The following is a 19,610-nucleotide window of genomic DNA, read 5'->3' as shown; positions in this document are numbered from 1 at the left end:
CGAGATCACCTGCCAGCCATCGGAACTCCATGGACGGAGGTCCAAGTGACCAACGAACTCGACAACACCCGGGACCACCCCGCGGACGACGAGGTAGGTCAGCTTGCGCGGCGGGTGGAGAAGGCCCGTGGCCGGCTGGCGTACCAGTTCGACCCCTCGCTCACCGAGGCCCTGGCCGAGCACGAACTCCAGGCCGAACGCGAGCTAGCCGAACGCATCCGCGAACAGGATCGCCAACAGCGCTGGAAACACGCCGAGGCGGCTGCGAGCGCCGCCGACCGAGCCCGTCAGACCACCGAAGAAATTGAGAAAGCGGACATCAAAGACCTTATGGTCGCTCGCAAAGCCATTGCCGCCCAACGGCGAGAATCCAGCCCGCACGCCAAACTGGCGTCGCTGTACAAGCATCGGGCGTGGTCACAGCGCGCCCTGGCGGGCGTGGTCGCGGCCGGAATGCTCTGGTCCGCGGTCAATGTCCAGCAGAACATCGCTCCGGGCGGTGCGAGCGATCCGCTGTTCTGGTTCAGCTATCTGCTCGAGGGCATGATCAGTGTCTGCCTCGTGATCATCATGATCGGCACCAACAAGGTTGCCGAGTGGGGTGTGATCGACAGCCGCAAACAGGTCGTGGTCGCCGAATTCGCGCTGCTGGCCCTGACCGTCACACTCAACACGTACCCGTACCTGAAGACCGGGGCCTGGTACGAGGTGGCCGTGCACGCCATCGCGCCGGTCATGATCGGCGTGGCGCTGCTCATCCACAATTCGGCCGCCGCGCGCTACGGCCTGGCCATCGTCCGCGCCACCGATCAGATCCGCGATCTGCCGGATCCGGCCGAACAGCTACGACGCACCATGCAGCCGCCCGTGGTGAGCTGGCCGACCCGCAGCCCGGCCCCCATGCCGGTCCCCACCCCGGCCCTGCCCGCCGCACCCGCCGAATCCGAGAAGTACTCCGACGCCACCGTGGTCGACAGCGTCCCGGAGACCAAACCGGAGCGCCCCGCCGCCGACACCCCGAAGACCGCCGAGAAGGAACGCCGCACCTCGGCAACCGCCAAGGCGCGCAAGGTCACCGAGATCGACGACACGGTCGAGAAATCCCCCCTCGCCGACCTCACCGACCCGGTTCCCCCGCTCAACGTCTACGACACCGGCCAGTTCCGCATCGCCGAAACCCTCGAGCAGGAACTCGCCGAACTCCAGGCCGCCCGCCGCCGCGCCCGCGCCGCCTCCCGCGCCCGCAACGGCGCCACCGTCGACTGATCCTGTGCCCCGGCGCGATTCACCCGCGCCGGGGCATCACGGACGCGTGAGCCCCATGCAACGCGATCCGTTCGCGGGCTGCCGCTGAAAAGTCTTGCCCGCCGAAAGTCTTGTGCCGGATGAGACCCTCCCCTCGATGACTTCCGCCGGGTCCCATCCGGTACGCCGAACACGCTATGTGCCGTTGTGCGGCAACGACACTCGCTGCGGGCGAGATCGGAGCGTTCGGGCTGATAGTGGGCTATTTCGGATTTTCCGGACCGGAAACCGAAGACCGCAGACGGCGTAGCGATTCCTCGGCGGAGGCGGTTTCGGCCGCGCCCAGGCGGGTGTAGAGGGCTACGGCGCGGTCCAGGTCGGCGAGCGCCTCGCCGGGTTCGCCGGAGCGGATGCGGTGGTGTGCGATGCCTTCCAGGGCGCGGGCTTCCTCGAGCAGGCTGCGGATCTCGCGGGCCAGCCGCAGGGCTTCCTGGAAGGTCGACAGGGATTGTGTGGCATCGGATTCGGCGTACAGGACGCCCAGGCGATTGAGGGTTTCGGCCTCGCCGGTGCGGTGGCCGACCTTGCGGTAGAGCTGTAGCGCCTGGGCGAGCAGGTCTCCGGAGCTGCTGTCCTCGCCGCGGAACCGGTGCAGCAGGCCGAGATTGCCGCGGGCGTCGGCCTCACCGATCGTATTGCCGAGTCTGCTGTAGAGAGCCAGCGCCTGCTGGATCGATTCCTCGGCGCGGTGATATTCGCCTGTGTAGCACAGTGTTCTGCCGAGAATATTGCGTACGGACGCCTCCCCTGCCGCATTGCCGGCGACCCGGTAGACCTCCCGGGCCTGCTCACCCTCCCGCAACGCCAGCGGGTACTCCCCGCGCATCTCGTGCACGTACGCGAGGTGTGTGAGGACAAAAGCCTGAGCCGAGCTGTCGCCGGTCTCGCGGTAGAGTGCCAGCGCCTGCCGCAATCGCTCCACCGCGCCGTCGTATTCGCCGTTCAGGTGGTGCAGCCAGGCCAGCAGCGAGTAGTGGAAGGCCTCGTCGGATCGGCGGCCCAGCTCGCGATAGATGGCCGCCGCGGCCCGCACCGGCTCGGTGGCGGCCGCGCGATCGCCGGACAGGCATTCCACCCAGCCCAGGCTGCCGAGGATCGACGCCTCGTTGGCGCGATCCCCCAGCGCGCCGTACAGGGTCAGCGAATCCCGCAGGGCGGCAGCGGCGGTGGCGTAGTCGCCGGTGAGATGGCAGGCCCAGCCCAGATTCTTGAGCATGCGCGCCTCGCTGTACCGGTCGCCGATGGTGCGGTAGAGCTCGCGCGCCCGGCCGACGTCGGCGATGGCGGCACGGTAGTCGCCGGTCAGCATGCGGGTGCGGGCCAGGATCGCCCAGGCTTCCGCGTGCAGGGCCGGATCGGATTCCCCGGCAGTGGTTTTCATGGCGTTGATCAGCAGTGCGCAGATCGTGCCGTAATCCTCGGCCAGATAGCCCGCGCCGCCCAGATCCTTCAAGGCCAGGGTTTCGGAGTCGTGCGGGTTGATGGTGTCGCCGGAGACGGCCAGGCGCTGCTGCATGGCCACCGCCTGCGGCCAGGTGCTGTGCAGGCGGATCTCACCCACCAGCGCCGTGGCCAGGTCGACGGCCCGGGCCAGCTGCCCGCGCGCGGCCACAGCGGCCAGGCCGGCCAGCAGGTTCGCGCGTTCCACCCGGATCCAGTTGACCGTGGCCGCAGGGGTGGACAGGTCCGGCCGCCGGGGAACATGCGCAGGCGCGGACAGCCCGCGCCTGGGGTGCACCAACCGCAAGGCCGTGTACTGGTAGTAGTCCAGCACCCGCTGAATGCTCTCCTCGCGGTCGATCGGATCCTCGTCGATGAGTTCCCGCGCGTACGCCCGAATCAGGTCGTGCAGGCGATAGCGGCCGTAGGACGTCTCGTCGATGAGGTGCTCGAGATACAGCGCCTCCATCGCGCGGCGAGCTTCCGCGACGGTGCTGTCGTCCAGTGCGGCAACGGCATACACGTCGATATCGAGCCCGGGGTGCGCGCCGAGCCGGCGGAACAGCCGCTGCCGATCCGCGGGCAGGCGGGCGTACGACGTGGTGAAGGCGGCCCGCACCGCCCGATGCCCGCCGTCGTCGAACTCGTCCAATCGCGCACGGGTGGCCGTGAATTCGGCGATCAGCTCGCCCAGCGTCCAGCGCGGATGATGCGCCAGCCGCCCCGCGAGCAGCGAAATCGCCAGCGGCAGACGGCCACACAGTTCGACGATCGCCGCCGTCTCGCGCGTCGCGGGACGCCCGGACAGGGCGGCGAACAGCTCGACGGCGTCGGGCGCATCGAGCACCTCGAGCGTCACCGGCGACGCCCCGTCCAAGGCGATGAGCCGGCGGCGACTGGTGACCAGGGTGAGGCAACCGTCCCCGGCGGGCAGGAGCGGTTCGATTTGATCGTGGTCGCGAGCATCGTCGAGCACCAGCAGCACCCGCCGGCCGGATACCTGGTCGCGCCACATATTCCGCCGCGCGGCCAGGCTTTCGGGCAGACTGCGGGAATCCACCCCGAGGTCGAGCAGCAGCGTGCCCAGCACATCGGCGGGATCGGCGGCCACCTGCCCCGGCGTATGCGCGTGCAGTTCGACGAAGTACTGCCCGTCCGGAAACCGTTCGGCCAGCAGATGCGCGGCGCGGGTCGCCAGGGCGGTCTTGCCGACCCCGGCCATCCCGTCGATCGTGTGAATGGACAGCACCCGCCCCGGCTCCGCCGCCGCGAGGATCCGCCCCAGCTCCGCGTCCCGTCCGACGAAGGTGCCGAGATCGCGCCGCAAGGTGTTCACCACCGCCGCCCGCGCCACCCCCTCGTCCTGCGCGGCCGTCCACAGTCGATGCCAGGCAGCCACATCCAGCAGTTCGAAGGCCACACCGGCAACGGCTGCACCGGTGGCCTTCGAGGCGGCAGGGGCCGCTCCGGTCGCGGTCGGCTCGGCGGCGCCGGCCGACTCCGCGCGGTTCGAGGCCGCGGCGACCTGCCCACCGCCTGCGCGGGCGAGCTCGATCAGCGTCAGCAACACCGGCTGAAAGGTCTCGAAGCGCGACGGCAGATTCCGCCCGGCCCGCCAATCACTGATCCGCGGCACCAGTTTGGTGGTCCGCTGCCCGCCACCGCGCGTCAGCCGAAGACGTCGCTCGGCGGCGGTCGCGACGCGCTGCAACGTAGGGTTGCCGGCGGCCGCGAAGAGGGCGACGAGACCCGCCGCGAACTCCGATCTCGCGGAATTCCCCGGCAACTGGTTCTCCTCGCCTACAGCGTCATCTCTCACCCGCCCATGATCTCGCGAACGTCGTTGCGTGCCAGCGGGCCCCGAGCGATAGGTATCCCGGCGCCCGGGCCGAGGCAGGTCCACGGCGGTCCGCAGTCCGAGCACCGTTGCGGGCCCCGACCAGCGAGGAGATCGCCGTGCGCCGGGCGGGCAGATACCGGCGGCACCACATCGCATTCCGGTCCGAACGACTGTCGGCCTGGTTACGTCGGCTGGGTTCGTGCGGTCCCGCCCTCGTCATGCAACTGCGGACGCTACGGAAGGGCTGCGGCCGAACCGGGTTCCGCCCGCATCGAGGCAGTGCCGAGAAGCTCCGGCCGCGTTGCGCGCCGAAATCGACTCGGGCGCTTGACCCGCGGGGAAAGGACAGCACGCCGGCCTTTACCGGCGGATGGCATCGTGGTCCCTCGGCGGCTGGTCAGGATGGTAGCGCTCGGGCCGGCTCCGTCCCCTTTTCCGGGCGCAGCCGCCGTAGAAACGCGGTGGCCGAGGCGGTTTCGGCGGCGCCGAGGCGGGTGTAGAGGTCCACGGCGATGGTGAGGGCCGAAATCGCTTGCCGCTCTTCGCCCGAGCGCAGGTGGAGGTGGGCCAGGCCTTCGTGGGCGCGGGCTTGTTCGAGCGGGTTGCGGATGGCCTCGGCCAGGCGCAGGGCCTGCTGGTAGGTGGAGAAGGCTTGGGCGGGATCGGATTCGGCTTGGAGGGCGGCGAGGCGGTTGCGGGTCTCGGTTTCGCCGGGGAGGTGGCCGATCGTGCCGTAGAGGGCCAGGGCCTGGTGGAGGAGGTCGGCGGCCGCGTCGTGATCGCCGGTGCGGTGGCGGATTCGGCCGAGGCTGCTCAGGGCTTCGGCGCGGCCGGTGGTGATGGTGCCGAGGCGGGTGTAGATCTCGAGGGCTTCGCGGGTCGACGCGTCGGCGCTGTCGTATTCGCCCTGGGCGCAGCGGATTCGGCCGAGGATGGTGAGCATCGAAGCCTCGCCCGCCGGGTTGGCGAGGGCGCGATAGTGCGCGTGCGCCTGTTGCGCGAGGTCCACGGCGGTGGCGTAATCTCCCGTGGTGTAGTCGACGGAGGCGAGGCTGCTCAGCACGAACGCCTCGGCGGATCGATTTCCGGTGTCCCGGTGGATGATCAGGGATTGCCGCAGCAGTGCCGCGCAGCGGGGGTAGTCGCCGGACAGGTGATGGAACCAGGCCAGCATGCTGAGATCGACGGCTTCGTCGGCGCGCCGGCCGAGCTCGCGGTGGATGCGCGCCGCCTCGCTGATCAGCTCCACGGCGGCGCGGCGATCATCGCGCAGCCACTCGACCCACGCCAGGGCGCGACGCGCGGCCGCCGCCCCCGGCCTGGCGCCCAGGTGTTCGAACAGGCTCAGCGAATCCCGCAGTTCACCGGCCGCGCCCGCGTAGTCGCCGACGATGTGGCTGGCCCAGCCGAGCTCCTTGAGCACGGCGGCTTCGCCGTGACGATCCCCGACGGTGCGCAGCGTCTCCCGGGCCTGCCGCAGATCGTCGACGGCGGTGTGGAAGTCCTTCGCCAATATCCGGACTCTGGACAGCATGCGCAGGGCTTTCGCGGTCAAGAATGGATCGCCCTCCGGCGCATTCCTTTTCAGCGCCTCGAACAGCAGGGCCGCGATGGCCGGATAGTCCTCGGCGAGGTAGCCCGCCGCACCCAGATCCTTCAGCGCGAGCACCTCGGCGTTCTGCGGGCTCACCGTGGGTCCCAGTTCGTTCATCCGCTCATGCATGGCCACGGCCTGTGCTGTGGCGCCGTGCAATTCGAGCTCGGCGACCAGGGCCGCGGTGAGGTCGACGGCCCTGCTCAGCCTGCCGTCCGCCGCCGCGTGGGTCAGGCACGCCAGCAGGTTGGCGCGCTCGACCCGGATCCAGGACAGCGCGGCGTCGAAGGCGGACAGGTCCGGATGTTCCGGAACCCGCTGGGCGACAGCCGGTCGCGTGTCGCGATGCACCACGCGCAATGCGGTGTGCTGGTAGTAGTCCATGAGCCGGTCCAGCGCGGCGTCGCGATCCCCCGGCTCCCGCGCGATGAGCTCCTGGGCGTACGCGCGGATCAGGTCGTGCATGCGGTAGCGGCCGTAGGAGGTCTCGTCGATGAGGTGTTCGGCATACAGCGCCTCGAGTTCGCGGCGCGCCTGCACCACGGTCGTATCATCGAGGGCCGCAACGGCGTACGCGTCGATATCCAGTCCGGGATGCGCGCCCAGCCGCCGGAACAGCCGACGGCGGTTCTCGGGCAGCCGCTCATAGGATGTCGTGAAGGCCGCGCGCACCGCGCGATGCCCGCTGTCGAGCTCGTCCAATCGCGCACGCGCGGCGGCGAATTCGACCACGACGTCGTCCAGCGTCCAGTTCGGATGATGTGCCACCCGCCCCGCCAGCAGCGAAATGGCAAGCGGCAGATATCCACACAGGTCGACGATCGCCCGGGTCGTGTCGGCGGCATCGTGCCCGGACAGGGTGGAGAACAGCTCCACCGCCGCCGCCGGGTCCAGCACGCCGAGCGCCATCGGGGCCGCGCCGTCGAGGGCGACGAGCCGGCGGCGGCTGGTGACCAGGGTGAGGCAGTCACCGCCGCCGGGCAGCAGAGGTTCGATCTGATCGTGGTCGCGGGCGTCGTCCAGCACCAGCAGCACGCGCCGACCGGCGAGGTGGTCGCGCCACAGATTCCGGCGCGCGGCAAGGGTTTCGGGCAGGTTCCGCGGATCCACACCGAAGTCGACCAGTAGCGTGCCGAGCACGTCGGCCGGGTCGGCGGGCGTCTGACCGGGCGTGTGGGCGTGCAGCTCGACGAAGTACTGGCCGTCCGGGAACCGATCGGCCAGCAGATGCGCCGCACGGGTGGCCAGCGCCGTCTTGCCGACACCCGCCATCCCGTCGATGGTGTGAATGGACACCACACGCCCCGGCAGCGCCGACGCGAGCAGCCGGCTCAGCTCCCCGTCGCGTCCGACGAAGGTCCCGATATCGCGGCGCAGCGTGTTCACCACGGCCGCCCGCGGCGCGCCCTCGTTCTGCGCATCGGTCCAGAGCCGATGCCACGCGGCCACATCGGCCAATTCGACGGCAACCGCGCCGCCATTGGCGCGAGCGAGCTCGAGCAGCGTCAGCAGCACCGGATGGAACGTTTCGAAGCGCGACGGCAGATTCCGCCCGGCCCGCCAATCACTGATCCGCGGAACCAGATTGGTGGTCTTGCGCCCCGCGCCGCGAGTGAGCCGCAGGTGGCGTTCCGAGGCGGTGGCGACGCGCTGCAGCGTGGGATTGCCGGCAGCCGCGAACAGTGCGACCACTCCGGCCGCGAAATCCACTCGTGCGGAATTCCCCTGCTGGTTGTCATCACGCGTCACTCCACCGTTCACGCGTCCATGATCTCGCGGACCGCGTTATGCGCCAGCCGGGCACCCGATTAGTGGAACATCCCGGCCGGTTCACCGTGGCGCGAGACGCCGCCTCAGCGCCCTTCGGGATGCTCCTCCACCGGCACCACGACCGCCGGGCGCGGCTGGGCCGGGGTGCCCGAGGTCTGGATGTAGCCGAGCCAGCCGGTGCCGACGAAGACGGCCAGCAGCAGCGCGGTGGGCAGTTCGAGGAGCAGCCAGGCGGGATTGCAGACATCGTCGCGCGGTGGTGCGGGGCGGGCGATGCGGCGAATGGGCGGTCGTTGGCGGGCGAGGGTGCCGTATCCGGCGCGTTGCGGTTTCCTGGCCTGCCTGCCCACCAATGCCTCCGTTGCTAGAAGTGTGCCGTGCTCAAGAATGCCGAACCAGTGAACTCTGCGCAGCGGTGAATGAGGGGACATCGAGGTGTCCGGTGCCATCCGTTCATCAGGGTGCGCGGCACGGTCTGCCGGGTTGTGCTGACGCACAACACGTTCCGTGCGCGACCAGGGTAAACGAGATGCGGTGCGGATTCGGCGGATCGGCCGAAAATATGGGTTGAGATGTCAACCGGTCGGTGTGATCAGCCCTGCCTCGTAGGCCGCGATGACCAGCTGGACCCGGTCGCGGGCAAGGAGTTTCGCGAGGATTCGACTGACATGCGTCTTCACCGTGAGCGGGCTGACCGTGAGGTTCTCGGCGATCTCGGCATTGGTGAGCCCCCGGGCAATGCGGACGAGAACGTCCAGTTCGCGATCGGTGAGCGCGTCCAGCGCCGGGCGCGGCGCCGGATCGGGAGTGGCACGGACACGGGCGATCACAGCCGCGGTGGCGCTCGGCGACAGCAGTGCCTCCCCCGCGGCCACCGTACGGATGGCCTCCAGCAGCGCGGCCGGTTTGGTGTCCTTGATGAGGAACCCGCTCGCACCGGCCCGCAGCGCGGCCAGCACATTGTCGTCGGTGTCGTAGGTGGTGAGCACCAATACCCGCACCCCGGCGAGATTCTCGTCCTCGGCGATCAGGGCGGTGGCCGCGATGCCGTCCAGATCGGGCATGCGGATATCCATGACCACCACATCGGCGCGCGAACTACGCGCCAGCGCAACGGCTTCCCGCCCCGTGGCGGCCTCCCCCACCACCTCCATATCGGGGGCCGAGGCGACCAGGAGCGCGAAGGCGCCGCGAACCAGCGCCTGATCATCGGCCAGCAGCACTCGGATCATGCCGCACCCGTGACCGGCAGGTGTGCACGGACCGTGAACCCCGTTGCACCGGAAGCGATCTCCACTCGGCCGCCGACCGCCTCGGCGCGTTCGATCATGCCGCGGACGCCGAACCCCCGGCCGTGCGCCTTCCGGTCGACCGCGGCGGCGTCCGGGCCGTCGTCGGCCACCCGGACCACCAGGCGATCCGCCCGATAGTCGAGTGCGACTTCGGCTCGAGATGCCTTGGCGTGCTTGGCGATATTGGTCAGCGCCTCCTGAACGATGCGGTAGCCCACCAGCTCGACGGTCGGCGGCAGCGGTCGGACCGCCCCCGTGATGGTGAATTCCACAGTGACTCCGGCGACTTCGGCCGGCTCCGCGAGGTTCGGCAGCTGCGCGAGGGAGGGCAGCGGCCCGCGCGGCTCGTCCGTGGGCGCACGCAGGACCCCGACGGTAGCGGTCAGCTCCGCCCGCGCGTCCGAGCAGGCGTCGGCAATGGTATCCAGTGCGGCCGTGAGGGTTTCGCGATCGGACTGCCCCTCGGACACCAGGTGCGAGGCCACGCCGGCCTGCACCTGGATCACGGTGATGGTGTGCGCGAGCAGGTCGTGCAGATCGCGGGCGATGCGCAGGCGTTCCTCGGCGACCTGGCGGCGCGCTTCCTCGTCGCGGCTGCGTTCGGCCCGCTCGGCACGATCGAGGGCTTCGGCGACGTAGGCCCGTTGCAGGCGTACGGCCTCCCCCGCCACGCAGGCGAGCACGATCCAGCCGATGGCCCCGAACGCTTCGAGCGCGACATTCTCACCGCCGCGCCGTGAGGTCAGGATGCCGAGAAGGCCGAAGGTGACGACCCCGGTGATGATGAGCAGGGTGCGCCGCCGGTTGCCGTAGCGGGCGGCGGTGTACAGCGCCACGATCGTCGCCGGAACCACGACCTCGTGCTGGAACTCCAGGGCGTGGTACGGAATCGCCGCCACCAGATGCGCGGCCAGCACCGCCAGGGGCGCCCGCCGGCGCGCCACCAGCGGCAGCGTCGCGGCGGCCAGCAGCAGTGCGCCCAGCAGGCCGAACGGGCGCGGTGACTCCAGAATGTCGACGGGCCCGGGCGGTCCGGACAGCCCTGCCGAAGCGCACAGCCCGCCGAGCAGCAGCACGGCCGTCAGCAACCCGTCCGCCAGCCACTGTCTTCGCATTCCAGTCATTGTGCGGGAATCGGATCGGCCGCGCGTACTCCGCGCGGAGTACGCCGAACAGCCCTCCCCGGGCGGACGCAATCGCCGCCGGATCTCGCGAGGCTTACCGGGATCGCCCGTTCCGAGGGGAGACAGGAAGGTGAAACGAAGAGCTTGGCTGCTGATCGGCCTGTGGATCGCGGTGCTGGCCGCGCTCACACCGTGGGCCGGATCGCTCGATGATGTGAAGTCCGACAAGGAAACCGACTACCTGCCCGCGTCCGCCCAATCGACCATGGTGGCCGAACTGGAGGCATTGCTGCCAGGCGGGACATCGAATGTGTTCATCGTGGTGTACGAGCGCGACTCCGGGCTCACCGATGCCGACAAAGCCACGGCCACACAGCAATTCGACACCTTGACGGCCGCATACGGCAACGGCGCCGGCCCGGACCGGCCACTCGCCTCCGCCGACGGAAAAGCGCTCATGTACCCGGTGCTCGTGGACCAATCACACGGTGAGGCAGCCGAATACATCGAGGACTTCCGCTCCCGGCTCACCGAGCACCCGGACGGGCTGTCGGTGCAGGTCACCGGACCCGGCGGCCTGCAAGCCGATTTCGAGGGCGCGTTCGAGGGCATCGACGAACAGCTGCTGCTGGCGACGGTGCTGGTGGTGGCGGTCATTCTGCTGCTCACCTACCGCAGTCCGCTGCTGTGGCTCATCCCGCTCATCTCGGTGGCGGGGGCGAATATCGCGTCCATGGCGGCGGTGTACGGCCTGGTGAAAGCCTTCGACATCACCGTCAACGATCAGAGCGCGGCGGTGCTCACCATTCTGGTGTTCGGCGTCGGCACCGACTACGCGCTGCTCATCGTGGCGCGCTATCGCGAAGAGCTGCATCACCATTCGAATGTCGGCACGGCCATGCTGGCGGCGCTGCGCAATTCGGTCCCGGCCATCGCCGCGTCGGCCGCCACCGTGAGCATCGGCCTGCTCTGCCTGCTGGCCGCGGATATGAATAATGCCGCCGGGATGGGGCCGGTGGGTGCGGCGGGCATCGTGTGCACGCTGGCGGTCATGGTGACGCTGTTCCCGGCACTGCTGGTGGTGTGCGGGCGCTGGATCTTCTGGCCGCGTATCCCGCGCGTGGACACCGTGGCGATCGCGCACACCGGGGTCTGGGATCGAGTGGGGGCGACCATCGCTCGCCGGCCGATCGCCGCGGCCGCCTCCTCGATCGTGGTGCTGGGGCTGCTCACCCTGGGCCTGCTCGGCAACACTGCGGCCCTGTCGCGGGCGGATCAGTTCGTGCGGACTCCGGAATCGGTTGCGGGACAGGCGGTGCTGACCGAGCACTTCCCGGAGCGCGCCGGCACACCGCTGACGGTCATGGCGCGCAATGAATCCCGCGACGCGGTACTGCGCGCGATCGAAGCCGATCCCGGGATCGGCGCGGCCGAATTGGGCCGCACCGGACCGGAATTCGGTGAGATCACCGCGATTCCGGTGGACCCCGCCGATTCGGCCGGCGAGCACGCCACCATCGAACGGCTGCGCACCGGTCTCGCACAGGTGGCTCCCGGCACGGTTGTCGGCGGCCCCAGCGCGGCCGAACTCGATATCGCCGAGGCGTCATCCCGCGACCGCACCGTGGTGCTGCCGCTGGTGCTGCTGGTCGTCACCGCCGTGCTCGGGTTGCTGCTGCGCTCCCTGGCCGCCCCGATCGGACTGGTGCTGACCGTGGTGCTGTCCTTCGGATCCGCCCTGGGCGCAAGCATTTTCCTGTTCGAGCACGTCTTCGCCTTCAACGGCCTGGACCCCGGCCTGGTACTGCTGGCCTTCCTGTTCCTGGTCGCGCTCGGCGTGGACTACAACATCTTCCTCATGAGCCGCGCCCGCGAGGAAGCGCTGCAGGCCGGCACCCGCGCCGGCATCCTGCGCAGCCTGTCGGTGACCGGCGGCGTGATCACCTCGGCGGGCATCGTCCTCGCCGCCACCTTCGCCGTACTGGTGACACTGCCGCTGGTGTCCCTGGCGCAGATCGGGTTCACGGTCGCCTTCGGCGTACTGCTCGACACGTTGCTGGTGCGGTCGATCCTGGTGCCCGCGCTCACGCTGCTCGCGGGTGACCGGGTGTGGTGGCCCTCCGCGCTGTCGCGGCGGGCCGCGCAACCGCCCGAGCCGGTCGAACCCGCACCGGAACCGGCACGGATCTGACCACCTGATGCGGCCCCTGCCCGCGCGGGGGCCGCATCAGTGGGCGTGCGATCACCACCCGGAGCCCGCACCCGACCGCTTCGAGTACCGTTGACTCGTTCCGAAAGTCGCCGGGACAGGGAGAACCGTTGGGAGCCTGCATGTCGGGGCAGAGGCGGCCGGGGTGGATACTCGCCGGACGGTATCGCTTGATCGAGCAGCTGGGGAGTGGAGGCTTCGGGACGGTCTGGCGGGCCCATGACGAGCAGCTGCGCGTGGACGTGGCCGTCAAGGAGGTGCTGCTGCCGCAGTCCGAATCGGCGGAGCAGCACGCCGAACGGGTCGCCCGCGCCGAACGTGAGGCTCGCAATGCCGCACGGCTGCGCCATCATCCGAATATCGTGTCGGTTCACGATGTCGTCACCGAGAGCGGTGTGCCGTGGATCGTCATGGGGCTGGTGACGGGACGCTCACTCAAACAGCGACTCGACGCCGACGGGCCGGTGAGCGTCGAGGAGGCCACCGGGGTCGCCGCGGCGCTGCTGGAGGCGCTACGCGCGGCACACGAACTGGGTATCGTGCACCGCGATATCAAACCCGGCAATATTCTGCTCACCGGTGCGGGTGAGGTGCTGCTCACGGATTTCGGTACCGCCCGGCATCATTCGGATCACACGCTCACCGCCAAGGACAGCATCATCGGTTCCTTCGAGTACATGGCGCCCGAACGCATCGACGGTGACGACACCCCGGCCGGGGACCTGTACTCGCTCGGCGTCACGCTCTATCACGCGGTGGAGGGCGTATCCCCGTTCCGCCGCAACACCATTCAGGGGACCATGAAGGCGGTGATCTTCAGCAGCGCGCCCGCCCCGGCGCGAGCGGGGCAGCTCGCCGAACTCATCACCCGGCTCATGGACCGGGAGCCCGGCGCGCGGCCGTCCATCCCCGCCGCCACGCAGTTGCTCGCCGCGCGACCGCACCGCACCGCGAAATCCACTGCGCCCGTGCAGAAGTCCGCCACGTCAGGCAAGAATTCGCGGTCCAGCAGCGCCGCGCGCCGGCGCGGGGAGGTCAACCGGCTGCTGGCGCAGGCCCGCGAGCAGCAGCGGCGCGGCGACCGCGGTGAAGCCGAACGACTGCTCCGCCAGGCCGCCGACACCGAGGACGCGCTGTCCATGTACTTCCTGGCCCGCGCGCTCGAGAATCGCGGTGCGCGCGGCGAAGCCGAGCGCTGGTATCGCAAGGCCGCCGAGAGCGGGGAGACCGTATCCATGCTGACCCTCGGCGACATGTTCATGAAGAGCGGCGATCTGGGCCAGGCCGCGTACTGGTATCGCCGGTACATCGATCACGGCCACATCATCGGAAAGGTCTATCTCGCAGCGGTGTACGAGGCCCAGGGCGACTATCGCGCCGAGATCCTCTACCGCGAGGTCGAACAGGACGGCGACAAGGTGGCTCTCAAAGCCCTCGGAGACCAATGGAAGTCACTCGGCCGCACCGATGAGGCCAAGCGCGTGTACCTGAAATCCGCTGAGGCCGGGCACAAACCGGCCACCAGCGCCCTCGAGGAGCTGGAACCGCACCGCCACGGGCGTCGCCCGCGCGGCCGCAACAACTGACCCGCGAAGCCGCACGCACCGGCGGTCCGTCAGCGCACGCTGCCGCCGCTGAGCAGCTGCTCGAGCAGCGCCTGCAGTTCGGGCGGAAGTCCCGGCGGCACAACGACAGTGCGATTGTCCGGCTGCGGTGCGGGCACACCGCGCTGACTGGCGTCGGGCACCCGCGCCGGGCACGCCGCACCCGGCGCCCCGACCCGCTCGAAATGCCACCACTCATTGTCGAAGGTGCGGCACAGGCCCCAGCGGTAGCCGTTGTCCTCCAGCCACTGCGCGCCCGAACGCGGCCCCACATCGATGGCCTTGCCCGAGACGTGGGTCGATTCCTCCGGCGGCAGCACCCATTTGCGGGTTTCGTCGGGACTGCCGTAGGTGGCCAATCCCTGCTCCCACAGCACCTGCTGCTCCCCCGGCGAGCGGTATCCGGAGTTGATGTACATGGACACGCCTTCGGCCTGCGCGGCCGCCGCGGCCGACGAATACGCCGCGGCCAGCGCCGGATCCAGCCCGTCGGTGTCGGCGATGGCGGTGGCGGCCGGAATCACCCCGATGCCGGGCACCGCCGGAGCGCCTTCGGGTGTCGCGTGCGCCGCCGGTGCGGCGAGGGTGGCGGGCAGTACCGCTCCGGTCAGACCCGCACTCGCGGCCAGCATGATCGCGGCCGCCCGGCGTTGCACACGCATCGAATACCCTTCCGGCTCAGACTCGTTCCTTCGACCGCGTGCGCACGCGCAGCGCGATCGGCTTCTGGGTCTCGGCGAAGAAGTCGTTGCCCTTGTCGTCGACGACGATGAAGGCCGGGAAGTCCTCGACCTCGATCTTCCACACCGCTTCCATGCCGAGTTCAGGGTATTCGAGAACTTCGACGGACTTGATGCAGTCCAGGGCGAGTCGCGCGGCGGGTCCGCCGATGGAGCCGAGGTAGAAGCCGCCGTGCTCCTTGCACGCCTTGGTCACCTGCGCCGAGCGATTGCCCTTGGCCAGCATGACGAACGAGCCGCCCGCGGCCTGGAACTGGTCGACATAGGAGTCCATGCGGCCCGCGGTGGTGGGGCCGAAGGAACCCGAGGCGTAGCCGTCCGGGGTTTTGGCGGGACCGGCGTAGTAGACGGCCATATCGCGCAGGTACTGCGGCATGGGCTCGCCCGCGTCCAGCAGGTCCTTGATCTTGGCGTGCGCGATGTCGCGGGCCACGACCAGCGGGCCGGACAGCGAAAGCCGGGTCTTCACCGGGTATTTCGACAACTCCGCACGGATCTCGGACATGGGCCGGTTGAGATCGATCTTCACCACGTCGCCGCCGAGGATCTCGTCGGTCTGCTCGGGCAGGTACTGGGCGGGCTCGCGCTCGAGCTGCTCCAGGAAGATGCCCTCCGGGGTGATCTTGGCGCGCGCCTGCCGGTCGGCCGAGCACGACACCGCGATGGCCACCGGGCAGCTCGCGCCGTGCCGGGGCAGGCGGATGACGCGCACATCGTGGCAGAAGTACTTGCCGCCGAACTGCGCCCCGATGCCGAACTCCTGGGTGAGCTTGAACACCTGCTCCTCGAGCTCCAGATCCCGGAAGCCGTGCGCGGCCATGGAACCCTCGGTCGGCATATTGTCCAGGTAGTGCGCCGAGGCGTATTTCGCTGTCTTCAAAGCGAATTCGGCACTGGTGCCGCCGATCACGACCGCCAGGTGATACGGCGGGCAGGCCGCGGTGCCCAGCGAGCGGATCTTCTCGTCCAGGAACTCCAGCATGCGATCCGGGTTCAGGATCGCCTTGGTCTCCTGGTACAGGAACGACTTGTTGGCCGACCCGCCACCCTTGGCCATGAACAGGAACTTGTACGCCGGATGCGCGGGATCGCCCGCGTCGGAGTACAACTCGATCTGCGCCGGCAGATTGTTCCCGGTGTTCTTCTCGTCCCACATGGTCACCGGCGCCAGCTGCGAGTACCGCAGGTTCAGCTTGGTGTAGGCATCGAACACACCGCGCGAAATCCACTCGGCGTCATCGACACCGGTGAGCACACCCTCGGACTTCTTGCCCATGACGATGGCCGTGCCGGTGTCCTGGCACATCGGCAGGATCCCACCCGCCGAGATGTTCACGTTCTTCAGCAGATCCAGCGCCACGAACCGGTCGTTGCCGCTCGACTCCGGATCGTCGATGATCTTCCGCAGCTGCGCCAGATGCGCCGGCCGCAGGTAGTGGCTGATGTCGTGCATCGCCTCCGCGGTCAGCAGCCGCAGCGCCTCGGGCTCGACCTGCAGAAAGGTCCGCCCGTTCGCCTCGAACGTGCTGACACCCTCGGTGGTGATCAGCCGGTAGGGCGTGTCATCGGCACCGGTGGGCAGCAGGTCCGAATACAGAAAGTCAGGCGCGGACACGTTTCGCACTCCTCGAGCAGGGCTGGGGGCTGGTCAGCCAACGGTTCAAGCAGAGTGACTCTATCGACCGCCGCGCAGTCTCCTGAGACCAGGCAGACCTAAGGGCACGCTCACATCCCGCCGGGACCGCTCGCATCGAGGGTGCAGGGCATCTCCACATCCCAGAAACCGACCAGTCACCATTTATATGTCGGATCATTCTCTTTTCACGTAAACGACATCGCATTTGCAATTGCATTTGCACGCATGAAAACTATTCCGGAGGGCACCGGCAACGTGCCAGACTCACCCCCGTGAACAACCCACGAAGCCGGATCACACCGCCGATACCGCTCCAAAAGTCCAGCAAGCCAAGGGCTTTGCCAGCAATCCTCGGCGGAGAATTCCGCAGACTTCGAGAAGCGCAGGGAATAACACAGCGACACGCGAGCGAAGTCATCCACTTCGATCATTCCAAGATCAGCAAGCTCGAATCCGGACAGCTCGGCTGGCAGGACGGCGACGTCCGCAAACTCCTCCACCTGTACCGAGTTCCGGACCGCGATCATCCGCGATACCTGGCATGGGCAGAGCGCGTGAGCCATTCATGGTGGCCGGACACCTGCGGCGCCGCACAGGTCGCCGGGTTGCAATCGCTGCTCGATCTGGCCCGCCCCCAGCAGATCCGCCGGTACGCCAACAGCGTGATCCCCGATCTTCTGCAAACCCGCGCATACGCCCGCGCGACCCTGTCCGGAACCCACAGCGACCGATCCGGCATCGACGTCGAGCAGGAGATCGACACTCGACTACGAACGCAGCGGTCCATTCTGGCGAAGGACGGCCCCACGCTGTGGATACTGATCGAGGAGGCTGCCCTCCTGCGACCGATCGTCGAATCCACGGTGTGGGGCGAACAACTCGACCATCTCATCCGCGTGGCCCAGCGCCCGAACATCGTCGTCCAGATTCTGACCCACGGCAGCTGCGGACCGGCCCAGATCGATCACTCGTTCACTTACTTCCGCTTTCAGGACCGCCGCCTTCCCGATCTGGCGTGCGTTCGACTACTGACGGGCACGCATTGCCACGACCAGCCCCACGAAACCGAGCGCTACCGCGAGACTTTCGTGCCACTCGCATGCCTGGCGATGCGACCCACCGAATCCATCGCACACCTCACCGCGCTGCGACACACCGTGCTCGGTTCGTAAACACTGATGCAGGAGGAATTCTCATGCCGCAACGCGCGACCGATCGTCCCGGACCCCGGCGATGGATCGATCTGTGCGCTCTCGTGGTGGTCGTGAGCGCCATCGTCGTACTGGTCATTTTCGGTCAGGCCGGTGCGGCCGTGCTGACCGCGACGGGTGGTGTGATCGTGAGCACGCTGCGAATCTGGAACGGTCCGCGGGACCGATGAGTCGAAGAGGTACAGGTTGCACCTTCAACCCACGGGGTGTTACCTGTGAGGATGTGCTTGTCGGCGGCGGGGAGGAACTAGCATGGCAGCAGAACCCGGGAGTGGAACCGTGACCGAACCCCGTTGGCTCGACGATGTCGAGACGCGTGCGTGGCTGGGATTCGTATTCACCCGCGACCTCATCGCCGCCGCGGTCGGACGTGATTCTCTGCGCGAATCCAACCTCACCTATGTCGAATACACCGTGCTGGCGCGGCTCGCGGACGCTCCCGACCATCGGCGCAGCTTCGCCGAACTCGCCTCGGTGCTGGAGTGGTCGCAGAGCCGGCTCTCGCACCAGATCACCCGGATGGAGAAGCGCGGACTGGTCGCGCGGGAGTCCGTGCCCGACGATGCCCGGCGCACCGCCGCATGTCTCACCGACAAGGGGGAACAGGTGCTAGCGGGGGCGGCGCCCATGCATGTGGACAGCGTGCGCAGGCACATGATCGACGTGCTCGATCGGGGGCAGCTGGCGGCGCTGGCCGACATCTACGACACCTTGCTGGCGCATCACCGAAGACCGGCGACCCGAAATCCCACCTGATGCAATCTCATTTGAAATCTCATCGCACCGGCGTTTGGTTTGGCAGACATCGGGTACTGGGTAAGACTAGGCTCGGGACCGGCTTGCGACGGCGGTCGGCACCGAGCACACGGTCGGCTACTTCGGGCGTTCCGGAAGCCGGCCACAGAAGTGAGCACCCGACCTGGCCTTAGCGAAAGGGGCAGGAGTTTCCATGTCCGACGTGTCAATCGGCCTCTCGCGAGATGCGCTGCCCGCGGGCAACCTCGACAATCTGCTCCCGCAGCTGGTCGAGCACCTGCGGCAGAATCGCACCGAACTGCGCGAGGAATGGGCCCGTCGCATTACCGACGCCCAGCTCCTGACCGCCATGACCCCGGAGGAAATCTTCTCCGAAGCCACCTCGATCTTCGACAACTACGTCGAGGTGCTCGAAACCGGTAGCGTCGAAGCCCTGCAGGCCTACGCCCGCGACCTGTCCGAACGCATCATCCCCCGAGGCGTCGAGACCGACGAGGTCCTCGGCATCGTGCTCCTCCTCCGAGATGTGCTGGCGCGCTCGCTGTTCGAGAAGTACCAGACGAATTTCGAACTGCTGAACCAGGTTCTGGACGCCTACGAACCCGCCGCCAACCGCATCGCGAATACCGTAGGCGTGTCGTTCGTTCAGGAACGCGAGCGCGTTATCCGCCAGCAGCAGGAGGCGATTCGCGAGCTGTCGACGCCCGTGCTCCAGGTGCGCGAGCAGCTGCTGATCCTCCCCATCATCGGCGTGCTGGATTCGCAACGCGCCCGGCAGCTCACCGAACAGTTGCTGCGCGCCATTCGCGCCAACCGCGCCAAGGTCGTCGTCATCGACATCACCGGTGTGCCGGCCATCGACTCCACCGTGGCCAACCACCTGGTGCAGACCGTCGACGCGTCCGGCCTCATGGGCGCCAGCGTCATCATCACCGGCCTGTCCTCCGAGATCGCCCTCACCCTCGTCACCATCGGCCTGGACCTGTCCAAGATGAACGCCGTCGGTGACCTCCAGGGTGGTATCGAAGAGGCGGAGCGACTGCTCGGCTACGAGGTGTCGCGTGTCACCGACCGCGACGGAAGGTAAGC

Annotated in this window: 14 protein-coding genes and 1 pseudogene; 8 read left to right on the top strand and 7 right to left on the bottom strand. The window is 68.5% G+C overall.

All coding sequences use genetic code 11. From position 1 onward, the window contains the following. Positions 1-45: 45 nt before the first annotated feature. Complete coding sequence (locus tag H0264_RS20475) at positions 46-1,266, top strand: hypothetical protein (RefSeq protein WP_181579036.1); 1,221 nt, start codon at positions 46-48, stop codon at positions 1,264-1,266. Positions 1,267-1,507: 241 nt separating this feature from the next. On the opposite strand, the gene H0264_RS20470 is transcribed toward H0264_RS20475, so the two are convergent. The 5 genes from H0264_RS20470 to H0264_RS20450 form a co-directional block, all read right to left on the bottom strand. Continuing rightward, positions 1,508-4,564, bottom strand: a complete 3,057-nt coding sequence (locus H0264_RS20470; RefSeq protein WP_181579035.1) for an ATP-binding protein — start codon at positions 4,562-4,564, stop codon at positions 1,508-1,510. A 418-nt stretch (positions 4,565-4,982) separates the two neighbouring features. Next, a complete protein-coding gene (locus H0264_RS20465; RefSeq protein WP_181579034.1) occupies positions 4,983-7,940 on the bottom strand; it encodes a tetratricopeptide repeat protein in 2,958 nt (985 codons plus the stop codon). Positions 7,941-8,032: 92 nt separating this feature from the next. After that, positions 8,033-8,299 carry a hypothetical protein gene (locus tag H0264_RS20460; protein ID WP_181579033.1) on the bottom strand — a complete coding sequence of 89 codons (267 nt, stop codon included), beginning with the start codon at positions 8,297-8,299 and terminating at the stop codon, positions 8,033-8,035. A gap of 225 nt (positions 8,300-8,524) precedes the next feature. Further along, on the bottom strand, positions 8,525-9,181 hold the full coding sequence (locus H0264_RS20455; RefSeq protein WP_181579032.1) for a response regulator: 657 nt from the start codon (positions 9,179-9,181) through the stop codon (positions 8,525-8,527). Further along, on the bottom strand, positions 9,178-10,356 hold the full coding sequence (locus H0264_RS20450; RefSeq protein WP_181579031.1) for a sensor histidine kinase: 1,179 nt from the start codon (positions 10,354-10,356) through the stop codon (positions 9,178-9,180). Before H0264_RS20450 ends, H0264_RS20455 begins: the two co-directional genes overlap by 4 nt. A 139-nt stretch (positions 10,357-10,495) precedes the next feature. On the opposite strand from H0264_RS20450, the gene H0264_RS20445 reads away from it, so the two are divergent. After that, positions 10,496-12,556 (top strand): MMPL family transporter, encoded by a 2,061-nt coding sequence (locus H0264_RS20445; protein WP_220139798.1) that lies wholly within the window; start codon positions 10,496-10,498, stop codon positions 12,554-12,556. 140 nt (positions 12,557-12,696) lie between these two features. Continuing rightward, positions 12,697-14,160: a serine/threonine-protein kinase gene (locus H0264_RS20440; protein ID WP_181579029.1), complete on the top strand. Its 1,464-nt coding sequence runs from the start codon at positions 12,697-12,699 to the stop codon at positions 14,158-14,160. Between the two features lie 29 nt (positions 14,161-14,189). Here H0264_RS20440 and H0264_RS20435 read toward each other — a convergent pair whose 3' ends face one another. Both H0264_RS20435 and H0264_RS20430 read right to left on the bottom strand, forming a co-directional pair. Further along, positions 14,190-14,840, bottom strand: coding sequence for a M15 family metallopeptidase (locus H0264_RS20435; protein ID WP_338040085.1), 651 nt, complete (start codon positions 14,838-14,840; stop codon positions 14,190-14,192). A gap of 16 nt (positions 14,841-14,856) precedes the next feature. Further along, positions 14,857-16,533 (bottom strand): fumarate hydratase, encoded by a 1,677-nt coding sequence (locus H0264_RS20430; RefSeq protein ID WP_181579028.1) that lies wholly within the window; start codon positions 16,531-16,533, stop codon positions 14,857-14,859. 293 nt (positions 16,534-16,826) lie between these two features. On the opposite strand from H0264_RS20430, the pseudogene H0264_RS39335 reads away from it, so the two are divergent. The 5 genes and pseudogenes from H0264_RS39335 to H0264_RS20410 form a co-directional block, all read left to right on the top strand. Beyond that, positions 16,827-17,018, top strand: a pseudogene (locus tag H0264_RS39335) (helix-turn-helix domain-containing protein); the annotation flags it as partial. Between the two features lie 90 nt (positions 17,019-17,108). Then, positions 17,109-17,726, top strand: a complete 618-nt coding sequence (locus H0264_RS20425) for a DUF5753 domain-containing protein (protein ID WP_231085995.1) — start codon at positions 17,109-17,111, stop codon at positions 17,724-17,726. Positions 17,727-17,749: 23 nt separating this feature from the next. Then, the gene (locus H0264_RS20420; protein WP_181579026.1) at positions 17,750-17,935 is read left to right on the top strand and encodes a hypothetical protein; all 186 of its coding nucleotides are present in this window, start codon (positions 17,750-17,752) and stop codon (positions 17,933-17,935) included. Positions 17,936-18,044: 109 nt separating this feature from the next. Then, positions 18,045-18,521, top strand: coding sequence for a MarR family winged helix-turn-helix transcriptional regulator (locus tag H0264_RS20415; protein ID WP_181579025.1), 477 nt, complete (start codon positions 18,045-18,047; stop codon positions 18,519-18,521). Positions 18,522-18,714: 193 nt separating this feature from the next. Next, the gene (locus H0264_RS20410) at positions 18,715-19,608 is read left to right on the top strand and encodes an STAS domain-containing protein (RefSeq protein WP_181579024.1); all 894 of its coding nucleotides are present in this window, start codon (positions 18,715-18,717) and stop codon (positions 19,606-19,608) included. Positions 19,609-19,610 lie beyond the last annotated feature (2 nt).

Source organism: Nocardia huaxiensis, from assembly GCF_013744875.1.
Lineage (GTDB): Bacteria > Actinomycetota > Actinomycetes > Mycobacteriales > Mycobacteriaceae > Nocardia > Nocardia huaxiensis.
Note: the sequence above shows the minus strand (reverse complement) of the source record. Positions and strands in the feature narration are given on the sequence as shown.